Here is a 17,777-nt window from a genome sequence, read left to right as displayed (position 1 = left end):
AGGTTATGATTTTAGGACAAATGCAATGAGAGAATTTTCTCGTACAGATCGTGTTGCTCAGCAAATTCAAAAAGAAATTGCGGTAATTTTACAACGCGAAATAAAAGATCCACGCTTAGGTATGGTGACAGTGTCAGCGGTAGAAGTATCGCGCGATTTATCTTATGCGAAAATATTCATTACGGTATTTAATACGCAAGATGATAATGCAGCGAAGCAAAGTGCAAACGTACTTAACGAAGCGACCGGTTATATCCGCTCGTTACTAGGTAAGCGTATTCGTGCACGTATTATGCCTGAGTTAAAGTTTTTAGTTGATAACTCACTAATGGAAGGTATGCGTATATCTAACTTAGTTGATTCCATTATTCGCGAAGACAACGCTAAACATGTTGCAGATGAAACAGATGTTGAAGACAGCACTGATCATGAAGATGACGTAACTAACAGCGAAGATGAGACTAAGCACGTAGATATTGATACAGATAGCGAAGAAGGCACTAATACAGATGGCAAAGCGCAGTAAAGGCCGTCCAGTTGACGGTATTTTGTTGTTAAACAAACCAATTGGCATTTCATCAAATAAAGCACTACAGCAAACAAAAGGTGTGTACTTTGCACAAAAGGCGGGGCACACAGGTGCGCTAGATCCATTGGCAACCGGTATGCTGCCTATTTGCTTTGGTGAGGCAACCAAGTTTACACAGTTTTTACTCGATACAGACAAAACCTATGTGGTACGCGCTAAATTAGGCGAGAGAACAACGACATCAGATTCTGATGGTGAAATTGTTAGCACTAAAGATGTAAATGTAACGCGTGAACAACTGATTAAAGAAATTGCCGCTTTTGTTGGTGAGTCAGATCAGTACCCGTCAATGTACTCGGCGCTTAAGTATCAAGGTAGGCCTTTATATAAGTATGCACGCGAGGGTATTGAAGTACCACGTAAATGCAGAAAAATAAACGTGTTTAGCTTAACGTTTGACGAATTTGATGAAGTGAATAACGTAATACAAATGACGGCGCATGTATCTAAAGGCACCTACATTCGTACTATTGTTGACGACTTAGGTGAAAAGCTAGGTTGTGGCGCACACGTTGTTATGCTGCACCGCACTGCGGTTGGTCAATATCCTGCAGAAAAAATGGTGTCGCTAGATGAAATTGAAGCGTTATTAGCAAAAGCTAAAGACGAAGAAGTTGCACCTTCTACTTATTTAGACGCGTTGTTATTGCCACTCGATACAGCTTTAGTTGATTTACCGGTTGTTGAGATAAGTAAAGAGCAGGGCAGTATTTTTAGTCACGGCCAAGCAATAGACCTTGATATAGATTTGCCTGAAGGCGCAATTAAGGTTGTAGCTGACGGTATTTTTATTGGCACAGGCGAGCGTAATGCCAGCGGCCATTTAAAAGTTAAACGTGGCTTGGCCAGCCAACAAGATGATTATGTAAAACCCGAATAAATAGTTGCTTTAAATATTTTCAGCAGCTTATTTATATTGATGGGATAATTAACTTGTAGTTATTTGTACAATTGGTAGAATACGCCCGCTTAATCGTTTTGGCTGAATTAGTGATCGGCTAAAGCACCTTTTAAATTTAATTTTTGGAGTTATTATGTCACTAAGCAATCAAGAAAAAATCGATATCATTGCTAAATTCGCACGTGCTGAAGGCGACACTGGTTCACCTGAAGTACAAGTAGCATTACTTACTTTTGATATCAACAAGCTTCAAGGTCACTTTGCTGATCACAAGCATGACTTCCATTCACGTCGTGGTCTGCTTCGCAAAGTTAGCCAACGTCGTAAATTGCTTGATTACCTTAAAGGTAAAGACATCACGCGTTATACTGCGTTAATCAAAGAACTTGGCCTACGTCGCTAAGCACTTGATTATCAAAAAAGGAGCTTTTTAGCTCCTTTTTTTGTGCCTAAAATTCAGCACGACGTTTTATAAACACCTTAAATTATAAAATAAAACCTCTATTTAATAGGTAAGCAAAGGTCGTCATTTTTAGCCTTCATAAGGCTTAGCTTTTATCTAATAGCTAGACTCGCATTCTAACGGCGCTTTGGTATATACTATGCGCGTAGCTAAAAAGGTTTAGTTACGTTTATTTACGTCATCGCCAATTGTAGTACTTAATTGATTTTAAAATAAATACAATTATGTACTGTAATTGGTACTTAGATGACAACTTAAAAACATTTTAAAACATTTAAGGAATATTTTAAGTGCAAGCAATTATTAAAGAATTTCAACTAGGTCAACACACAGTGACACTAGAAACTGGTGCAATCGCTCGTCAAGCAGACGGCGCTGTACTTGCAAGCATTGGCGACACTTCAGTACTTGTTACTGTTGTTGGTAAACGTGAAGCGCAACCTGGCCAAGACTTTTTCCCACTAACAGTTAACTACCAAGAGCGTATGTACGCTGCTGGTCGTATCCCTGGTGGTTTCTTAAAGCGCGAAGGTCGTCCTAACGATGGCGAAACACTTATTGCACGTCTTATTGACCGTCCAATTCGTCCACTTTTCCCAAGTGGTTTTGTAAACGAAGTACAAGTTATTGCTACTGTTGTTTCTGTTAACCCTGAAATTCAACCTGATATGGTTGCGTTAATTGGTACTTCAGCTGCACTTGCTATCTCTGGTATTCCGTTCAGTGGTCCAATTGGTGCTACTCGCGTTGGTTACATCGACGGCGAATACGTACTAAACCCAACACTAAAAGAGCTAGAAGAAAGCAAGCTAGACTTAGTTGTTGCTGGTACTGATAACGCAGTATTAATGGTTGAGTCAGAAGCAGACGTACTTGCAGAAGACATTATGCTAGGTGCGGTTGTTTATGGCCATGAGCAAGCTCAAGCGATCATTACAGCAATTAAAGAATTTAAAGCAGAAGCAGGCAAGCCTACTTGGGATTGGACTGCACCAGCTAAAAACGTATCACTTGAAGAAAAAGTAGCGTCTATTGCTGCTGATAAAGTGGGCGAAGCTTACCGCATTACAGATAAAGTAGCGCGTAAAGAAGCACTTGGCGTAGCTAAAGATGAAGTTGTTGCTGTATTAACAAGCGAACTTGCTGAAGGCGAGTCTTTAGATAAGCAAGAAATTGGTAAAATCTTCGGTTCACTTGAGAAGAAAATCGTTCGTGGCCGTATCGCTGCTGGCGAAAAGCGTATCGATGGTCGTGAACCAGATATGATTCGTGCACTTGACGTAATGACTGGCGTATTACCGCGTACTCACGGTTCTGCTATCTTTACTCGTGGCGAAACTCAAGCACTTGTAACAGCTACACTTGGTACAGAGCGTGATTCACAGTTAATCGACGATTTAACTGGCACGCACAAAAACCACTTTATGCTTAACTACAACTTCCCTCCATTTTGTGTAGGCGAAACTGGTTTTGTTGGTTCTCCTAAGCGTCGTGAAATCGGCCATGGTAACCTTGCTAAGCGTGGTATTGCAGCAGTAATGCCAACATTGACTGAATTCCCATATTCAATCCGTGTAGTATCTGAAATCACTGAATCAAACGGTTCATCTTCAATGGCTTCTGTGTGTGGTACTTCACTTGCACTTATGAATGCTGGTGTACCAATTAAAGCGTCTGTTGCGGGTATCGCAATGGGTCTAGTTAAAGAAGACGATAAGTTTGTTGTACTTTCTGACATCTTAGGTGATGAAGATCACTTAGGCGACATGGACTTTAAAGTTGCGGGTACTGCTGGCGGTATTACAGCACTACAAATGGACATTAAGATTGAAGGTATCACTCAAGAAATCATGCAAATTGCGCTTAAACAAGCAAAAGCTGCACGTTTACATATCTTAGAAGTGATGGACAAAGCAATTTCTGCACCGTCTGAAGAGCTTTCTCAGTTTGCTCCACGTATTTATACTATGAAGATCCCACAGAAGAAAATCGCTGAAGTTATTGGTAAAGGTGGCGCAACAATTCGTCAACTTACTGAAGAAACAGGCACAACGATTGAAATTGGTGATGATGGCACAATCAAAATTGCAGCAACTGACGGCGAAAGCGCAGCAAATGCAATTAGCCGCATTGAGCAATTAACTGCTGAGCTTGAAGTAGGTACTATCTACGAAGGTAAAGTTGTACGTATTGTTGATTTTGGTGCGTTTGTAAATATTCTTCCTGGTAAAGATGGTCTAGTACATATTTCGCAAATTAGTACTGAGCGTGTTAATAACGTGACTGATCACCTTTCTGAAGGTCAAGAAGTTAAAGTTAAAGTACTAGAAGTAGACCGCCAAGGCCGTGTACGTCTAAGTATTAAAGAAGCAATGGAATCTGCAGCACCTGCAGCTGATGCGCCAACTGACGCATAATTGCTAATACTTAATCCGGTTATATTTACTGGATAACATAAAAAGGGGCTGTTTAGCCCCTTTTTTTATGCTTTAATGAAACTAACTGCTTATAGCAATTGAATTTAAAGTTAATTATTTTAAGCGCTTAAGTTGAATGGATATCATTATTTTAAAGCGTTAAATAATTTATTAGCTAAACGCAGTTAATATGAACCTTACTAGACATCGCATGTCTTATTTATTTGCTACTTACCTTGGTATTAAGGATTTTAATGACACTCAAACATTTAGCCTTGGCATCTTTTACTATTTTGTCTTTAAGCGCGTGCCAAAGCACTTCAAAAGCTGAGTCAATGCCGATTGTTAATGTGCCTTTTACTGCGCCTCTCGCCTCTGATTTTAGAAGTGAAATTGCAATTGCACGTTATTCAGAGCTACTAAATAGAGTAGATCTAAGCCCTGAGCAACAAGCAAAACTTTATTATGATCGGGGTGTATTATTTGACAGTTTAGGCATGACCACGTTGTCGCGAATTGACTTTAATCGTGCTGTTAAATTAAAACCAGATTTAGCCGAGGTGTATAATTTTTTAGGTATTCAACATACCTTAATGCAGCAGTATGAAAAAGCCTATGAACTTTTTGATTCAGCCCTTGAGCTTAACGAAGAACATGAATATGCGTATTTAAATCGTGGTATTGCACTGTACTATGGCGACAGAGCAGAGCTTGCACAAAACGATTTTAATGAGTTTTTAGCGCGCTCTCCAAACGATCCTTACCGTGTGTTATGGCTTTTTTTAGCGCAAGCACAGGATGATAAAGTTAAAGCACTTAGTGTGCTTAAAACCAATGCTAAAGCACTTGATGAATCGCAATGGGCGTATCAGTTAATTGCGCTTTACCTGGGCGATATTAGCGAACATGATTTTTTATCTGTTATTAGTGATGGGGTTAAATCAGAGCAAGAATACGCACAGCGATTATGCGAGGCTTACTTTTATTTGGCAAAATCGCATCAAGCAGCAGGTAATATTAATTTAGCCGCTGATTATTTTAAGCTGGCACTGGCTACCAACGTGCATGAGTTTATTGAATATAAATATGCGCGATTAGAACTTGAGCTGATGACAGGTGTTGACGAAAGCTAAGCGTTATAAACTAGCGGTAGTATTACTGTGTAGCCTATTAATTAGTGGCTCGAGTAATCATGCTAACAGTATTGGCTTTTGGCAGGTTTTAAATGCCAAGGCCAATATAATACAAAGTTATTGGCTATTTCCTGATTATTTTTCTCTGCATTTACAGCAACTCCCTGATATTGCGCTCGCTTCATTAGCGCGAAATAAAATACCTGCCGCGCAATATAGATATTCACTTAAATTATTAAAAAATAACCATACCGATACTGCAAAGTTATTTTGGCAAAAAAACACCCATACTATGAGTGAGTCAAAACGCCAAGCATTAGCGATGGAGTTATTAGCTCAATCTCAATGGGGCGATCTTAAATTATTGGCAAAGCAGGGGTTATTGCCTGAGGGAGATGCATTAAATCATCTTAAACTGCAAACAACTCAGCCTTATAGCAGCCTGCCCACAGCGTTTATGCAGCGCCTTGGTTTTTTATCATTGAGTTCAGAGGTTAAAGCGGATGAACAATGTTTGTTTAACGTGTTAATGATGAGCGATCACCGTAGCGGGTTATATAAGCTCGCTAAACTTATAAAGCAATACAATAAGCGCCTTGAGCCCAGTGCTGGGGTTTTTTGTTTATCGCAACCGATTTATGTTGGCGGTGCTATTAATTGTAGTAGTGCAGCAAATAAAATGGCGCAGTGCGATTGGCAAACCGCTAGGCTAAAAAAACAGCTTCCTACTGATTTTGACTTTATAGTAATGATGCCCAAGCAGGGAAGTGCAAATGTGCGCAGTGGCATTATGCAATTAAATTCAAAAGCAGGTTACCAAGTGTTTTTACATGAATTAATGCACTTTAATGGTTTTGAGGATGAATACGCGCTACCAAAAACGAAGCAAGCTTGGCTGTGTGCACAAAGTGGTTTTGTGGCACCTAATTTGTTTTTAGCAAATAGCGAAGCTACCCCACCAGTAGGTTGGTATAAAAGCCAGAGCTGCCAGCAAGGGGCCGTGGCTTATAAGCCCAGTGAAGCTTGGTCTATTATGCAATATCAGCAGTTGGCTCTCTCGGCGCAATACAGAGCGTTGTGGCAAGCACACATAAATACCCATTTTACAGTGTTTCCTCGTTTTAACTCCTTCATGGAACGCTCAATAACGCCACGCTAAATTTTAAAGTCTTTACTCTAAGGCGTATGAAAAGCGAACATAGTTGATATTGTTGCATTAATTTATATATAAATTTGCTTGATAATTATGCAGCTAGAGGCGCTTTCTATAGACAAAAACGGCGTTTATCAGTATAACTATACGTATTAATGCTGTTAAAAAAGCAGACCACAAAAGCTAATGCCCAAGTCACTTTGGTCATTAACTATAACGAATAGCGTATTGATAAATTTATGATTTTAAAAGGTCCTTTACTATGACTTTGCTCTGGATACCCCTGCTATCCTTAATTGGCAGTGTTATTTCTGCATTTACAGGCAAACTAACGCGAAACCAAGCGACAAGCTTAACTATGCTTGCACCATTAATCGCACTTTGCATAACTCTATATCATGCGCCTGCGGTACTTGCCGGTGAAACTATTCGCTTTAGTGCTGCTTGGATCCCAAGTTTAGGGCTCGATTTCTCCCTGCGCTTAGACGGTCTAAGTTTACTGTTTATATTTATGATTTTGGGCATAGGCTTATTGGTTATTTTATATTCTCGTTATTATTTAAGTAATAACGACTCAATGGCAAAGCTATATAGCTACTTAATGTTATTTATGACCGCAATGCTTGGCATTGTTATGTCTAATAATGTTATTCAGCTATGGGTGTTTTGGGAATTAACCAGTATAAGTTCGTTTTTATTAATTAGTTATTGGTGGCATAAGTCAGAGGCGCGCAAGGGCGCACGTATGGCGCTTACAGTTACCGGAGCCGGTGGTTTAGCGCTGCTTGGTGGGTTACTGATAATTGGCGACATTGTTGGCAGTTATAACCTAGATATAATTTTAGCCAGCAGAGCAATTATTCAATCGCACGATCTATATGAGCTTGCACTGGTTTTAGTGTTATTAGGTGCATTTACTAAATCGGCACAATTTCCGTTTCATTTTTGGCTACCTCATGCCATGGCAGCGCCAACACCCGTGAGCGCCTATTTACATTCGGCGACCATGGTTAAAGCGGGTATCTTTTTGTTAGCGCGTTTTTATCCGGCCTTAGCGGGCACCGAAATGTGGTTTATATTAGTTGCCTTAACAGGTTTAATTACTTTGTTATTTGGCGCATACGTGGCTTTATTTAAGCATGATTTAAAAGGTTTATTAGCGTATTCAACGATAAGTCATTTAGGTTTAATTACGCTATTGCTTGGCCTAGATACCGAACTTGCTACTGTTGCCGCTATTTTTCATATTATTAATCACGCCACCTTTAAAGCGTCACTGTTTATGGCCACTGGTATTATTGACCATGAAACAGGTACGCGCGATATGCGTAAACTCAATGGTATGTGGCGCTTTATGCCCTACACAGCAACGCTTGCTATGGTTGCCGCTGCAGCAATGGCGGGTGTCCCTTTGCTTAATGGCTTTATTTCAAAAGAAATGTTTTTTGCCGAAACACTGCATCAGCAAGTACTTGGCTCTATGTCGTGGTTAATCCCGGTTTTAGCAACCATTGCGGGGGCATTTGCCGTGGCTTATTCGGCGCGCTTTATCCACGATGTGTTTTTTAATGGCGACCCAATAGATTTACCGCGTACGCCACACGAGCCGCCTCGTTATATGCGCGTACCCATCGAAATATTAGTGGTATTGTGTTTACTTGTTGGCATGTTTCCGCACTTTGTAGTTGATGGTATTTTATCGGCAGCCTCATTAGCAGTGCTGGGCAAAGCAATGCCAGAGTATCAGCTGAGCATTTGGCATGGCTTTAATTTACCGTTATTAATGAGTGCCATGGCAGTTGCTGGCGGCTTGTTTATTTATGTTAACCGTAAACACCTGTTTCAATTTCAAGCGTCTTTACCGCCGCTAAACGCTAAAAAAATGTTTGATCATTTAGTACAATGCGTAATTGATTGGAGCCAAGATAAAATAAACAAAACAGAAAATGGCTCACTGCAACGCTATGTATTTATTATGCTGGGCGTTATTTTATTAGCTGCAGGTTGGCCGTTATTCGAAATGCAAAAATTAGCGGGAAGTGTGCCAAATACACCGGTTGATTTGCACAACGGCATAGGTGCTAGCTTGTTAATTGTAGGTGCGATTGCCACAGTGATAAGCCATAGATCGCGTATGGTCGCTTTGTTAATGGTATCTATTGTAGGACTTATGGTAGCTGTGGTATTTACCCGCTTTTCGGCACCAGACTTAGCCTTAACGCAATTAACGGTAGAAGTGGCAACAATAATACTACTTATGTTGGCATTGTTTTTCTTACCGCAAAGCACCCCAAGAGAATCAAGCTCATTGCGTATATTACGTGATTTAAGTATTGCCTCGACAGTGGGCGTTGTTATAGCCAGTATTTGTTACGCTTTGCTTACTCGTCCGCTTGATTCTATTTCTGACTTTTTTATTGCCAATGCCAAAACCGGTGGTGGCGGTACCAATGTAGTTAACGTTATTTTAGTTGATTTTAGGGGCTTTGATACGCTTGGCGAAATTACCGTATTAGGTATTGCAGCACTAGGGATTTTTAAGCTTTTATCGCGAATTCCATTGTTTATGCCTGCAACCGACAGTGATGGCCGTTCATGGGCACGCGAGCGCCACCCTATTTTATTAGCCAGTATTTCGCAAAGCTTACTCCCGCTTGCACTGTTAGTGTCGGCTTATATTTTCTTACGTGGTCATAATTTACCGGGCGGCGGCTTCATTGCCGGGCTTGTTACTTCTATTGCCTTTATTTTGCAGTATATGGCACATGGCTCTACTTGGATCAGTGAGCGCTTTGATGTTAATTACCGAAAAATTATTGCCTCGGGTATCGCTATTGCTATGTTCACGGGTGTGGGTAGCTGGTTTTTTGATAAGCCATTTTTAACCACGTGGTTTGACTATTTTGACATTCTATTTATTGGTAAAACAGAGTTAGCAAGTGCCATTGTATTTGACCTTGGTGTGTACTTAACCGTAGTGGGTGCCACATTGATGATATTAGCAAGCTTAGGTGATATGACCACAAGTGCAGAGCAAAAAGAAGGTGATGTTTAATGGAGTTATTATACGCGTCATGCGTGGGTGTATTAATTAGTTGCGGTGTATTTTTACTGCTAAGAGCACGTACTTTTCCGGTTGTGCTTGGTCTAACTATGATTTCTTACGCAGTTAACTTGTTTTTATTTTCATCGGGTCGACTAACCACAAATAAAGCTGTTGTATTAGGTACAGGTGCAGATTACGCCGATCCACTGCCGCAAGCTTTAGTGTTAACAGCCATTGTAATTGGTTTTGCAATGACCGCCTTTGTGGTTATATTAGCAATACGTGGCCGTGCAGATTTAGGTAATGACCATGTTGATGGTCACCTTGTTAAAAGTAAGTACAAGGTGAAAAAATGATTCAGCATTTAACATCGCTTCCTGTATTGCTGCCTATGCTAGCAGCTATTATTTTACTATTACCACCGTGTGGTAAAAACTTATTTGCCCGTCGTTTGGCTTCAGGCGTAATGGCAATTATTACATTTGTAGTGAGTGTTTTATTACTGATAACCGTACACAACGAAGGTATTAACGTATACGCAATAGGTAACTGGTCAGCACCATTTGGTATTGTACTTGTTGCAGATATGCTCTCTAGCTTGTTGGTAACACTTACTTCATTTTTAGGCGTAATGGTTGTGCTGTACGGATGTGCAGGCGATGATGAACACGGCAGTTTTTTTCATCCACTAATTCACTTTTTAATTTTAGGTGTAAATGGTGCATTTTTAACTGGCGATTTATTTAACGTATTTGTATTTTTTGAAGTGCTGCTTATTGCCTCTTATGCCTTGCTTATGCACGGTGGTGGCAAGCAAAAAACTAAAGCTGCATTGCACTATGTTATTTTAAACTTAGTAGGTTCGAGTGCGTTTTTAATTGGTTTAGGTATTTTATACGGTGTACTAGGCACGCTAAATATTGCCGATATGGCGCAAAAAATATCTTTACTTACTGGCGACGATGTTTATTTAGCTAAAGCCGGTGGACTATTGTTATTAGTAGTATTTGCTTTAAAAAGTGCGTTGTTGCCACTACATTTATGGTTACCAAATACCTATTCAAGTGCCGCCCCAGTTGTTGCTGCGCTATTTGCGATTATGACCAAAGTTGGTGTGTACGCCATGCTACGCGTTTATACCGTTATGTTTGGTGAGCAAGCTGGCGAACTTGAACACATGGCGCAAACTTGGTTATGGGGCTTAGCAATTGCAACGATAGCTGTAGGGGCCATAGGGGTATTAGCCGCTCAGGATTTACGTAAGATCACTGCCAATTTAGTACTGGTGTCGGTGGGTACTTTGGTGGCTTTAGTGTCGTTACAAAACATAAACGCTACGGCGGCCTTGCTATATTATTTAGTACACTCAACTTTGGTATGTGCTGCTTTATTTTTACTCGCCGATATAATTTCTATTCAACGCGGTAAAGTTGGCGACAGATTGGTAGCAGGTAGAGTGGTAAAACAGCCGTTTTTATTAGGTACGTTATTTATTATTGCAGCATTAACTGTAATAGGCATGCCGCCATTTTCAGGCTTTGTAGGCAAAATTTGGATTTTAAAAACAACACTCAATAGTGAAAATGCACTTGTATTTTGGCCTGCTTACTTAATTACTAGTTTAGTGTTAATTATTGCACTAGCACGCGCCGGAACTAGTTTGTTTTGGGAAGGTAAGTACACAGGTAGTGAGCCAAATGACGCACCAAACGCGCATCCATTGCAAGTAATTGCTATTGTGGGGTTACTTATTTGCTCAGTAATGCTAGTTGTTTTTGGTGGTGTTATTAGTGAGTACACCATAAAGGCCGCAACCCAATTACACGACATAAGTGGTGGTATTAATGCCGTGCTTAAAGGAGGTGTTTAATGCGACTAAAAGCACGTTTTAGATTGTTACCTACGCCATTTCGTAGTGTATTTTTGTTTATAGTATGGCTGTTATTAAATAATAGTATGTCTGCAGGGCACTTGGTATTAGCGGCTATATTTGCGATTGTTATTCCGTTATTTACTATATCGTTTCGCGATCCTCAGCCATTAATTTTAAGGCCCGGATTAGCCTTTAAACAGGTTTTTATTGTACTGTACGATATAATAGTGGCTAACTTACAAGTGGCTGTATTAATACTTGGGCCAAGTAAAAACATGCGCCCAGCATTTGTTAAAGTACCCGTAGATTTAACCCATGAAATGCCGATTACTATTTTGGCAAGCTGCGTGTCACTCACACCTGGCACTGTGAGCGCTGAGGTATATCCTATTTTAGAATCACTTAATAAAGGTGAGCAACCAAAACAGCGTTATTTGCTTATTCATGTACTTGATCTTAAAGACGAGCAAGCACTTATTAAACAAATAAAAGAGCGTTATGAGGCTCCCTTAAAGGAGATATTTCAATGTTAGAAACCGTATTATTAATTGTATTTAGCATGATTGGATTAGCGCTACTATTAAATTTATGGCGTTTGGTAATTGGTCCATCGGTTCCCGATCGTATTTTAGCGCTCGATACTATGTATATAAACGTGATTGCGCTGATTATTTTATACAGTATAAGTATGAGCACGGGGTTGTACTTTGAAGCGGCTTTATTAATTGCAATGCTTGGCTTTATAAGCACAGTAGCATTATGTAAGTATTTACTTCGCGGCGATATAATCGAATAAGGTATAGCAATGATCAGTGAATGGATAGTATCAATATTATTATTACTAGGTGGCGTGTTTATTTTAATTGGCTCAATAGGCTTAGTTAAACTGCCTGATTTTTTTATGCGCTTACATGGCCCAACTAAAGCAACTACCCTAGGTATGGCGAACATTTTAACTGCCGCTATGGTGTACTTTGCAAATACCGAACATGGCGTGAGTGTTAAAGAAGTACTTATTACTATATTTTTATTAATTACCGCACCGATTAGTGGGTATATGTTAATTAAAGCAGCCATTCATCATAAGCTCAAACCAAAAGATGGCACCAAAGGGCTTGATAATATTGAAGATTAATATTATTTATAAATGCATTTAGCGTGTAACTACCCTAGATATATTTAACTACAATAAAGCCGGATAAAGTTAATTTATTCGGCTTTGTTGTTTTTAAAGTATTTAAGTTGACCTATGTGTGACACATAGGTTTACACTACAGGTATGAATTTAGCTTTAAACTATGAATTATCACGGAGGAGCTATGTACGTTAAACAACTTGCCAATAAAATGAGCGTTACACCCGACACTATTCGCCATTACACGCGAATGCAGTTGCTCAAACCAGTCCGTAGTGTAAGTAACGGTTATCAAGAATATACAAAAACTGATCAACAGCGTTTAAAGTTTATAATCAATGCTCGTCAGTTGGGCTTTTCTGTTAAAGATATTCAGCACATTATTACTGAGTCGGAGCAAGGAAACTGCCCATGCCCATTAACACGAAAACTAATAGTTAAACGCTTAGCCGAAACCGAAGCTCTTTTTCAAGAAACACTTAAGCTGCGCACACGAATGCAAGCGGCAGTTAAGCAGTGGCAAAGTTCTCCCGATGGCGCAACTAGCGCTGATATATGTAGTTTAATAGAGTCATTTGTTGACCCCATTAGCACTGAAAAAAATAACCTGGAGGCGTAATGAGTAATAATATTAACAGCAGCTCACAAAACTTTATTATTGAAGGGGCTAATTGTGGCAGCTGCGTAGCAAAAATAGAAAAAGCGCTAAAAACAGTATCGGGTGCACAGCGAGTAGAAATGAACTTTGCACAACGCACCGTACAAGTGGAAGGGCAAGCGGATGAAGCGGCGCTTATTGCAGCGGTAGAAAACATTGGCTATAAAGCAAAGCCCATGAGTAATGACTCAGAGCAAGATGCGCTCGATGAAAAAGCCAAAGCCGATGACGCGCATTATAAAAAATTAATGCGCAATATGATATTAGCGTTAGGCGTAGGTGCACCATTAATGCTTTATGGGCTTATTTTCGATATGAACGTAATAACCACGACTCAACGTATAGCTTGGTTTATTGTGGGTTTAGCCACGTTGGCAGTGATGGCCGTAGCCGGTAAGCAATTTTACAATGGCGCATGGCAAGCATTTAAAAACCATGCCGCCAATATGGATACGCTTATAGCGCTGGGAACCGGTACTGCTTGGTTATATTCTATGGTAGTCGTTATTACCCCTAACCTACTACCAGAGGTGGCAAGGCATGTGTACTTTGAAGCCTCAGCAATGATCATTGGTTTAATAAGCTTAGGCCTAGCATTAGAAGTAAAAGCACGCGGGCGCACCTCTGAGGCTATAAAGCGTTTAATAGGGCTGCAACCAAAAACAGCACGTGTTATTCGCGACGGGCAAGAGCGCGATATTGATATTAGCGACGTAGTAAAAAGTGATCAGGTACGAGTGCGCCCGGGCGAAAAAATATCAGTAGATGGCGAAGTGCTTGAAGGCAGTAGTAGTGTTGACGAATCAATGCTAACGGGTGAACCTATGCCGGTTACTAAACAAATAGGCGATACGGTAGTTGCTGGTAGTATTAATAAAACCGGAACATTATTATTCAAAGCGACCCATATAGGCAGCGAAACAACACTCGCCAATATTATTAATATGGTAAAGCGGGCACAAAACTCAAAGCCGTCAATTGGTCGTTTAGCAGATGTTATTTCGGGTATTTTTGTTCCCACGGTAATGATAATAGCAATACTTGCTGGGCTTGCCTGGTTAAACTTTGGCCCTGAGCCAGCAATTGCTTATGCGGTAGTTGCTGTCACTACAGTGCTTATTATTGCTTGTCCGTGTGCGCTTGGTTTAGCAACGCCAATGTCGGTAATGGTGGGCATAGGTAAAGCTGCTGAGTCGGGAATACTGATCCGCAACGGTGAGGCACTACAAGTAACTTCTAAAATTACCACCATGATTTTAGATAAAACTGGCACCATTACCCAAGGATCGCCAACGGTAACCGATGTTATTACCTTTAATAACAGCGATGAAAACACAGTAATGCAGCACGTTGCTAGCCTAGAGAGTAGTTCAGAGCATCCATTAGCCGAGGCCATAATAAGTTATGCTAAAGCGCTAAACTTAACGCTGAGTAAAGTAACTGACTTTGATGCACTTACCGGTAAAGGAGTAATAGGGACACTTGATGGACAAACGCTGTTGTTTGGTAATAAGGCCTTAATGGATAAATACCATGTTGCAATTGACGATGCGTACGAGCAGGCACAAACATTGGCAAGTGAAGCAAAAACCCCAATGTATTTTGCAGTTAATCAACAGCTACAGGCTATTATTGCTGTAGCAGATCCTATTAAAGCAGACTCAGCTGCAGCAATTAAGCGGTTGCAAAATAAAGGCATTCACTTAGTCATGCTCACAGGTGATAACCAAGCAACAGCGCAAGCAGTTGCTAAAAAAGTAGGAATAAAGGACTTTATTGCAGAAGTACTCCCTGACGACAAAGTAAATGAAGTTATAAAACGCCAAGCAAAGGGCGAAATAGTGGGTATGACGGGCGATGGCATTAACGATGCACCGGCACTAGCACAAGCCGATGTTGGCTTTGCGATTGGCACAGGCACTGATATAGCCATAGAAAGTGGCGACATAACCCTAATGCGCGGATCGTTACACGGCCTTGCAGATGCAATTGCAGTAAGTAGCGCGACCATTTTAAATATTAAGCAAAATCTATTTGGTGCCTTTATTTATAATGTGGCGGGTATTCCAATTGCTGCTGGGTTGTTATATCCATTTTTTGGATTATTGCTTAACCCAGTAGTAGCAGGGGCTGCTATGGCACTATCATCGCTAACGGTTGTTAGTAACGCCAATAGATTACGCTTTTTTAAACCAGCAAAATCATAAGCCAAAGCCTTTAATTTAGGAGTAATAATTATGTTGATGATTAATATATTAGGCGCATTACTCATAATTGCGATTGTGTACTGGTTTTGGCTTTTTAAGCCAAAGCAAGTGCAAAGTAACGACAATAAGGTAGTTATAGTGGTTGATAACGGTATATACCAGCCGGCGCAAATTAAAGTTGTTGCAGGTAAAGAGTTAACACTTAACTTCGATCGCCAAGATAGTGCACCATGTAGCGAAACAGTCATATTTCCACAGCTTGATATAAGTAAAACCCTCGTAATGGGCGATGCTAATACCTTAAAAATACCCGAGCTTAAAGTAGGTGAGTACGACTTTCACTGCCAAATGCAAATGTATAAAGGTAAGCTAATAGTGCAGTAATAGTTGAGCTAAACGTATTGTTAGCGCGTATTGGCTTATCATATTTACAGCTTGGTTGGACTTTGCAATTTTATGAATAAACTAAACCCTAAAAAGCTACTTAATAGTAAGTGGACTGCAGTACCTGCAATCAATAAAGAAAAACACTTTATTATTATAGAGGTTGAGTACGATGAGGATAGCAACGTGATTGCGTGCGTTACTGAGGCAATAATTTCAAAAAGCCAATACCCAATTAGTTGGCGAGATTTAAAAAACGCACAAAATTGGTTACAAGGCTGGAAATAACAACTAATTCCACTTCTCGTAAAAATAATAAAGCCGCTGCATTAAGATTATGTAGCGGTTTTTTGTTTCAATTCACTGTTAATCACATCCTAATGTGCACTGCATTCGCCAAATGGCGACAAAAAGTATCATTTACTTTAAAACACTTCATAAATGCTGAATTAATAAAATCAACTATAAAAAGCTATTAAATTTCAATGCCTTATTGTTTGTTTTTTATTTAATAATTTATAAAAAGTAAATTGTTCATGGTGGGTTTATTACAAAATCAACTTAAAGCAGCCAGTAGTGGCTTATTTGCGCTGTGTTGTGTCTTTTTTATTAAAGTTAACCTTATGATTTTTAAGCTTTAATTATTTAACATCAAACAGCTGTTGCTAAAAAGCAACAAAAAATCATTATAAAACACCCTCAAACGGCTTAAATAAGTATAAGTAACTGTTTTTATTGTGATTTAAAAACATGGCACCGAAGTTGTAATACCTAAGCTGTATTGAGCAAAACAAGATTAAAGTTAAACAGCTTAAATCATAACCCAATGAAGGAATTACATTATGAAAACATTTAAATCAACACTGGTACTAATGGCTTTAGCTTCTTCATCAGCGGCTTTTGCAGCAACAGATTTTGACACACTCGATGTAGATGGTAATGGTGCAATTAGCCAAGCAGAAGCGTCGGTAGATGCAGAGCTTATGAGTAAATTTACTGAGCTTGATACTGACCAAAATGGTGAGTTATCTAAAGAAGAATTTTCTAAGGCATAAGCCTCAAGCCCTACAACACAATTAATATTCTGAGTTGCCAAAGACAACCTAAATAGGCAAGGGAGCCTTTGATAAAGAATAATAAGGAAATTCAAGTGTTCACGGGAAAGTTAATACATTTATATTACATAGACTTGAAGGATTAAATTATGAAAAAGTTACAATCAACACTGGTTTTAATGGCATTAGCGTCTTCATCTGCAGTATTTGCAGGCACCGACTTTGAAACACTTGATGTAGATAGCAGTGGCACAATTAGCCAAGCCGAAGCGTCGGTTGCTGCTGAGTTAATGGAGCAATTTGCAGAGCTTGACGTTGATGGCAACGGTGAGCTTTCTAAAGAAGAATTTGCTGAGTATTAATTTTCAGCACATTAATTTACAGAATATGGATTTTTGAAAAGGATTTTCACTTTATTATTTTTTATTAAACAGGCTTTAAGCTTAAGGATAACACAATGAAAACATTACATAAGACATTAGCACTAATCGCACTAGCATCATCTTCAGCGGCATTTGCAGCAGTAGACTTCGACTCATTTGATACAGATGGCGACGGCGTTATTAGCCAAACAGAAGCGCAGGCAAACCCGCAGCTTGCACAAATATTTGATGAATTAGATGCAGATGGTAATGGTGAACTTTCTAAAGAAGAGTTTGCAGCAGTTCAATAATGCTACCCATTTCGTAACTATTCAGCCTCATCTGAAATGAATATATCAGGCAGCTGATTTTTGAATAATAACTCAAGGGCTAGGCTTGCA

General features: G+C 39.7%; 18 protein-coding genes and 1 pseudogene. All 19 read left to right on the top strand.

Annotated elements, in window-relative coordinates; genetic code table 11:
• Positions 1 to 25: 25 nt before the first annotated feature.
• Positions 26 to 418 (top strand): annotated as a pseudogene (gene rbfA / locus J5X91_RS05540) (30S ribosome-binding factor RbfA); the annotation flags it as partial.
• A gap of 91 nt (positions 419 to 509) precedes the next feature.
• Positions 510 to 1,469, top strand: a complete 960-nt coding sequence (gene truB / locus J5X91_RS05535; RefSeq protein ID WP_011327688.1) for a tRNA pseudouridine(55) synthase TruB — start codon at positions 510 to 512, stop codon at positions 1,467 to 1,469.
• Positions 1,470 to 1,623: 154 nt separating this feature from the next.
• The gene (gene rpsO, locus J5X91_RS05530; RefSeq protein ID WP_011327689.1) at positions 1,624 to 1,893 is read left to right on the top strand and encodes a 30S ribosomal protein S15; all 270 of its coding nucleotides are present in this window, start codon (positions 1,624 to 1,626) and stop codon (positions 1,891 to 1,893) included.
• 350 nt (positions 1,894 to 2,243) lie between these two features.
• Positions 2,244 to 4,370: a polyribonucleotide nucleotidyltransferase gene (pnp, locus tag J5X91_RS05525; RefSeq protein WP_011327690.1), complete on the top strand. Its 2,127-nt coding sequence runs from the start codon at positions 2,244 to 2,246 to the stop codon at positions 4,368 to 4,370.
• 254 nt (positions 4,371 to 4,624) lie between these two features.
• The gene (nlpI, locus tag J5X91_RS05520) at positions 4,625 to 5,503 is read left to right on the top strand and encodes a lipoprotein NlpI (protein WP_011327691.1); all 879 of its coding nucleotides are present in this window, start codon (positions 4,625 to 4,627) and stop codon (positions 5,501 to 5,503) included.
• Positions 5,490 to 6,662: a hypothetical protein gene (locus J5X91_RS05515; protein ID WP_244363772.1), complete on the top strand. Its 1,173-nt coding sequence runs from the start codon at positions 5,490 to 5,492 to the stop codon at positions 6,660 to 6,662. Before nlpI ends, J5X91_RS05515 begins: the two co-directional genes overlap by 14 nt.
• Positions 6,663 to 6,918: 256 nt before the next feature.
• Positions 6,919 to 9,711 (top strand): monovalent cation/H+ antiporter subunit A, encoded by a 2,793-nt coding sequence (locus J5X91_RS05510; protein WP_208834208.1) that lies wholly within the window; start codon positions 6,919 to 6,921, stop codon positions 9,709 to 9,711.
• Positions 9,711 to 10,058 (top strand): Na+/H+ antiporter subunit C, encoded by a 348-nt coding sequence (locus J5X91_RS05505; RefSeq protein WP_011327694.1) that lies wholly within the window; start codon positions 9,711 to 9,713, stop codon positions 10,056 to 10,058. The genes J5X91_RS05510 and J5X91_RS05505 overlap by 1 nt, the downstream gene beginning before the upstream one ends.
• Positions 10,055 to 11,572 carry a monovalent cation/H+ antiporter subunit D gene (locus J5X91_RS05500; RefSeq protein WP_208834207.1) on the top strand — a complete coding sequence of 506 codons (1,518 nt, stop codon included), beginning with the start codon at positions 10,055 to 10,057 and terminating at the stop codon, positions 11,570 to 11,572. Before J5X91_RS05505 ends, J5X91_RS05500 begins: the two co-directional genes overlap by 4 nt.
• A complete protein-coding gene (locus J5X91_RS05495) occupies positions 11,572 to 12,108 on the top strand; it encodes a Na+/H+ antiporter subunit E (RefSeq protein ID WP_208834206.1) in 537 nt (178 codons plus the stop codon). Before J5X91_RS05500 ends, J5X91_RS05495 begins: the two co-directional genes overlap by 1 nt.
• Complete coding sequence (locus J5X91_RS05490; RefSeq protein WP_011327697.1) at positions 12,102 to 12,371, top strand: K+/H+ antiporter subunit F; 270 nt, start codon at positions 12,102 to 12,104, stop codon at positions 12,369 to 12,371. The genes J5X91_RS05495 and J5X91_RS05490 overlap by 7 nt, the downstream gene beginning before the upstream one ends.
• Positions 12,372 to 12,380: 9 nt before the next feature.
• Complete coding sequence (locus tag J5X91_RS05485) at positions 12,381 to 12,710, top strand: Na+/H+ antiporter subunit G (protein WP_011327698.1); 330 nt, start codon at positions 12,381 to 12,383, stop codon at positions 12,708 to 12,710.
• A gap of 184 nt (positions 12,711 to 12,894) precedes the next feature.
• The gene (locus tag J5X91_RS05480) at positions 12,895 to 13,329 is read left to right on the top strand and encodes a MerR family transcriptional regulator (protein WP_086998381.1); all 435 of its coding nucleotides are present in this window, start codon (positions 12,895 to 12,897) and stop codon (positions 13,327 to 13,329) included.
• The gene (locus J5X91_RS05475; protein ID WP_086998339.1) at positions 13,329 to 15,575 is read left to right on the top strand and encodes a heavy metal translocating P-type ATPase; all 2,247 of its coding nucleotides are present in this window, start codon (positions 13,329 to 13,331) and stop codon (positions 15,573 to 15,575) included. Before J5X91_RS05480 ends, J5X91_RS05475 begins: the two co-directional genes overlap by 1 nt.
• Before the next feature lie 30 nt (positions 15,576 to 15,605).
• On the top strand, positions 15,606 to 15,959 hold the full coding sequence (locus J5X91_RS05470) for a cupredoxin domain-containing protein (protein WP_011327701.1): 354 nt from the start codon (positions 15,606 to 15,608) through the stop codon (positions 15,957 to 15,959).
• Positions 15,960 to 16,031: 72 nt separating this feature from the next.
• On the top strand, positions 16,032 to 16,247 hold the full coding sequence (locus J5X91_RS05465; protein WP_011327702.1) for a TIGR02450 family Trp-rich protein: 216 nt from the start codon (positions 16,032 to 16,034) through the stop codon (positions 16,245 to 16,247).
• 554 nt (positions 16,248 to 16,801) lie between these two features.
• Positions 16,802 to 17,014 carry an EF-hand domain-containing protein gene (locus tag J5X91_RS05460; RefSeq protein ID WP_011327703.1) on the top strand — a complete coding sequence of 71 codons (213 nt, stop codon included), beginning with the start codon at positions 16,802 to 16,804 and terminating at the stop codon, positions 17,012 to 17,014.
• Between the two features lie 149 nt (positions 17,015 to 17,163).
• On the top strand, positions 17,164 to 17,376 hold the full coding sequence (locus tag J5X91_RS05455) for a calmodulin (protein ID WP_011327704.1): 213 nt from the start codon (positions 17,164 to 17,166) through the stop codon (positions 17,374 to 17,376).
• Positions 17,377 to 17,471: 95 nt separating this feature from the next.
• Positions 17,472 to 17,687: an EF-hand domain-containing protein gene (locus J5X91_RS05450; RefSeq protein ID WP_011327705.1), complete on the top strand. Its 216-nt coding sequence runs from the start codon at positions 17,472 to 17,474 to the stop codon at positions 17,685 to 17,687.
• Positions 17,688 to 17,777: the final 90 nt, after the last annotated feature.

Origin of the sequence: Pseudoalteromonas sp. K222D (assembly GCF_017653575.1) — a bacterium.
GTDB lineage: Bacteria > Pseudomonadota > Gammaproteobacteria > Enterobacterales > Alteromonadaceae > Pseudoalteromonas > Pseudoalteromonas nigrifaciens.
The sequence above is the reverse complement of the archived record's forward strand: the minus strand, read 5'-3'. Positions and strand labels throughout refer to the sequence as shown.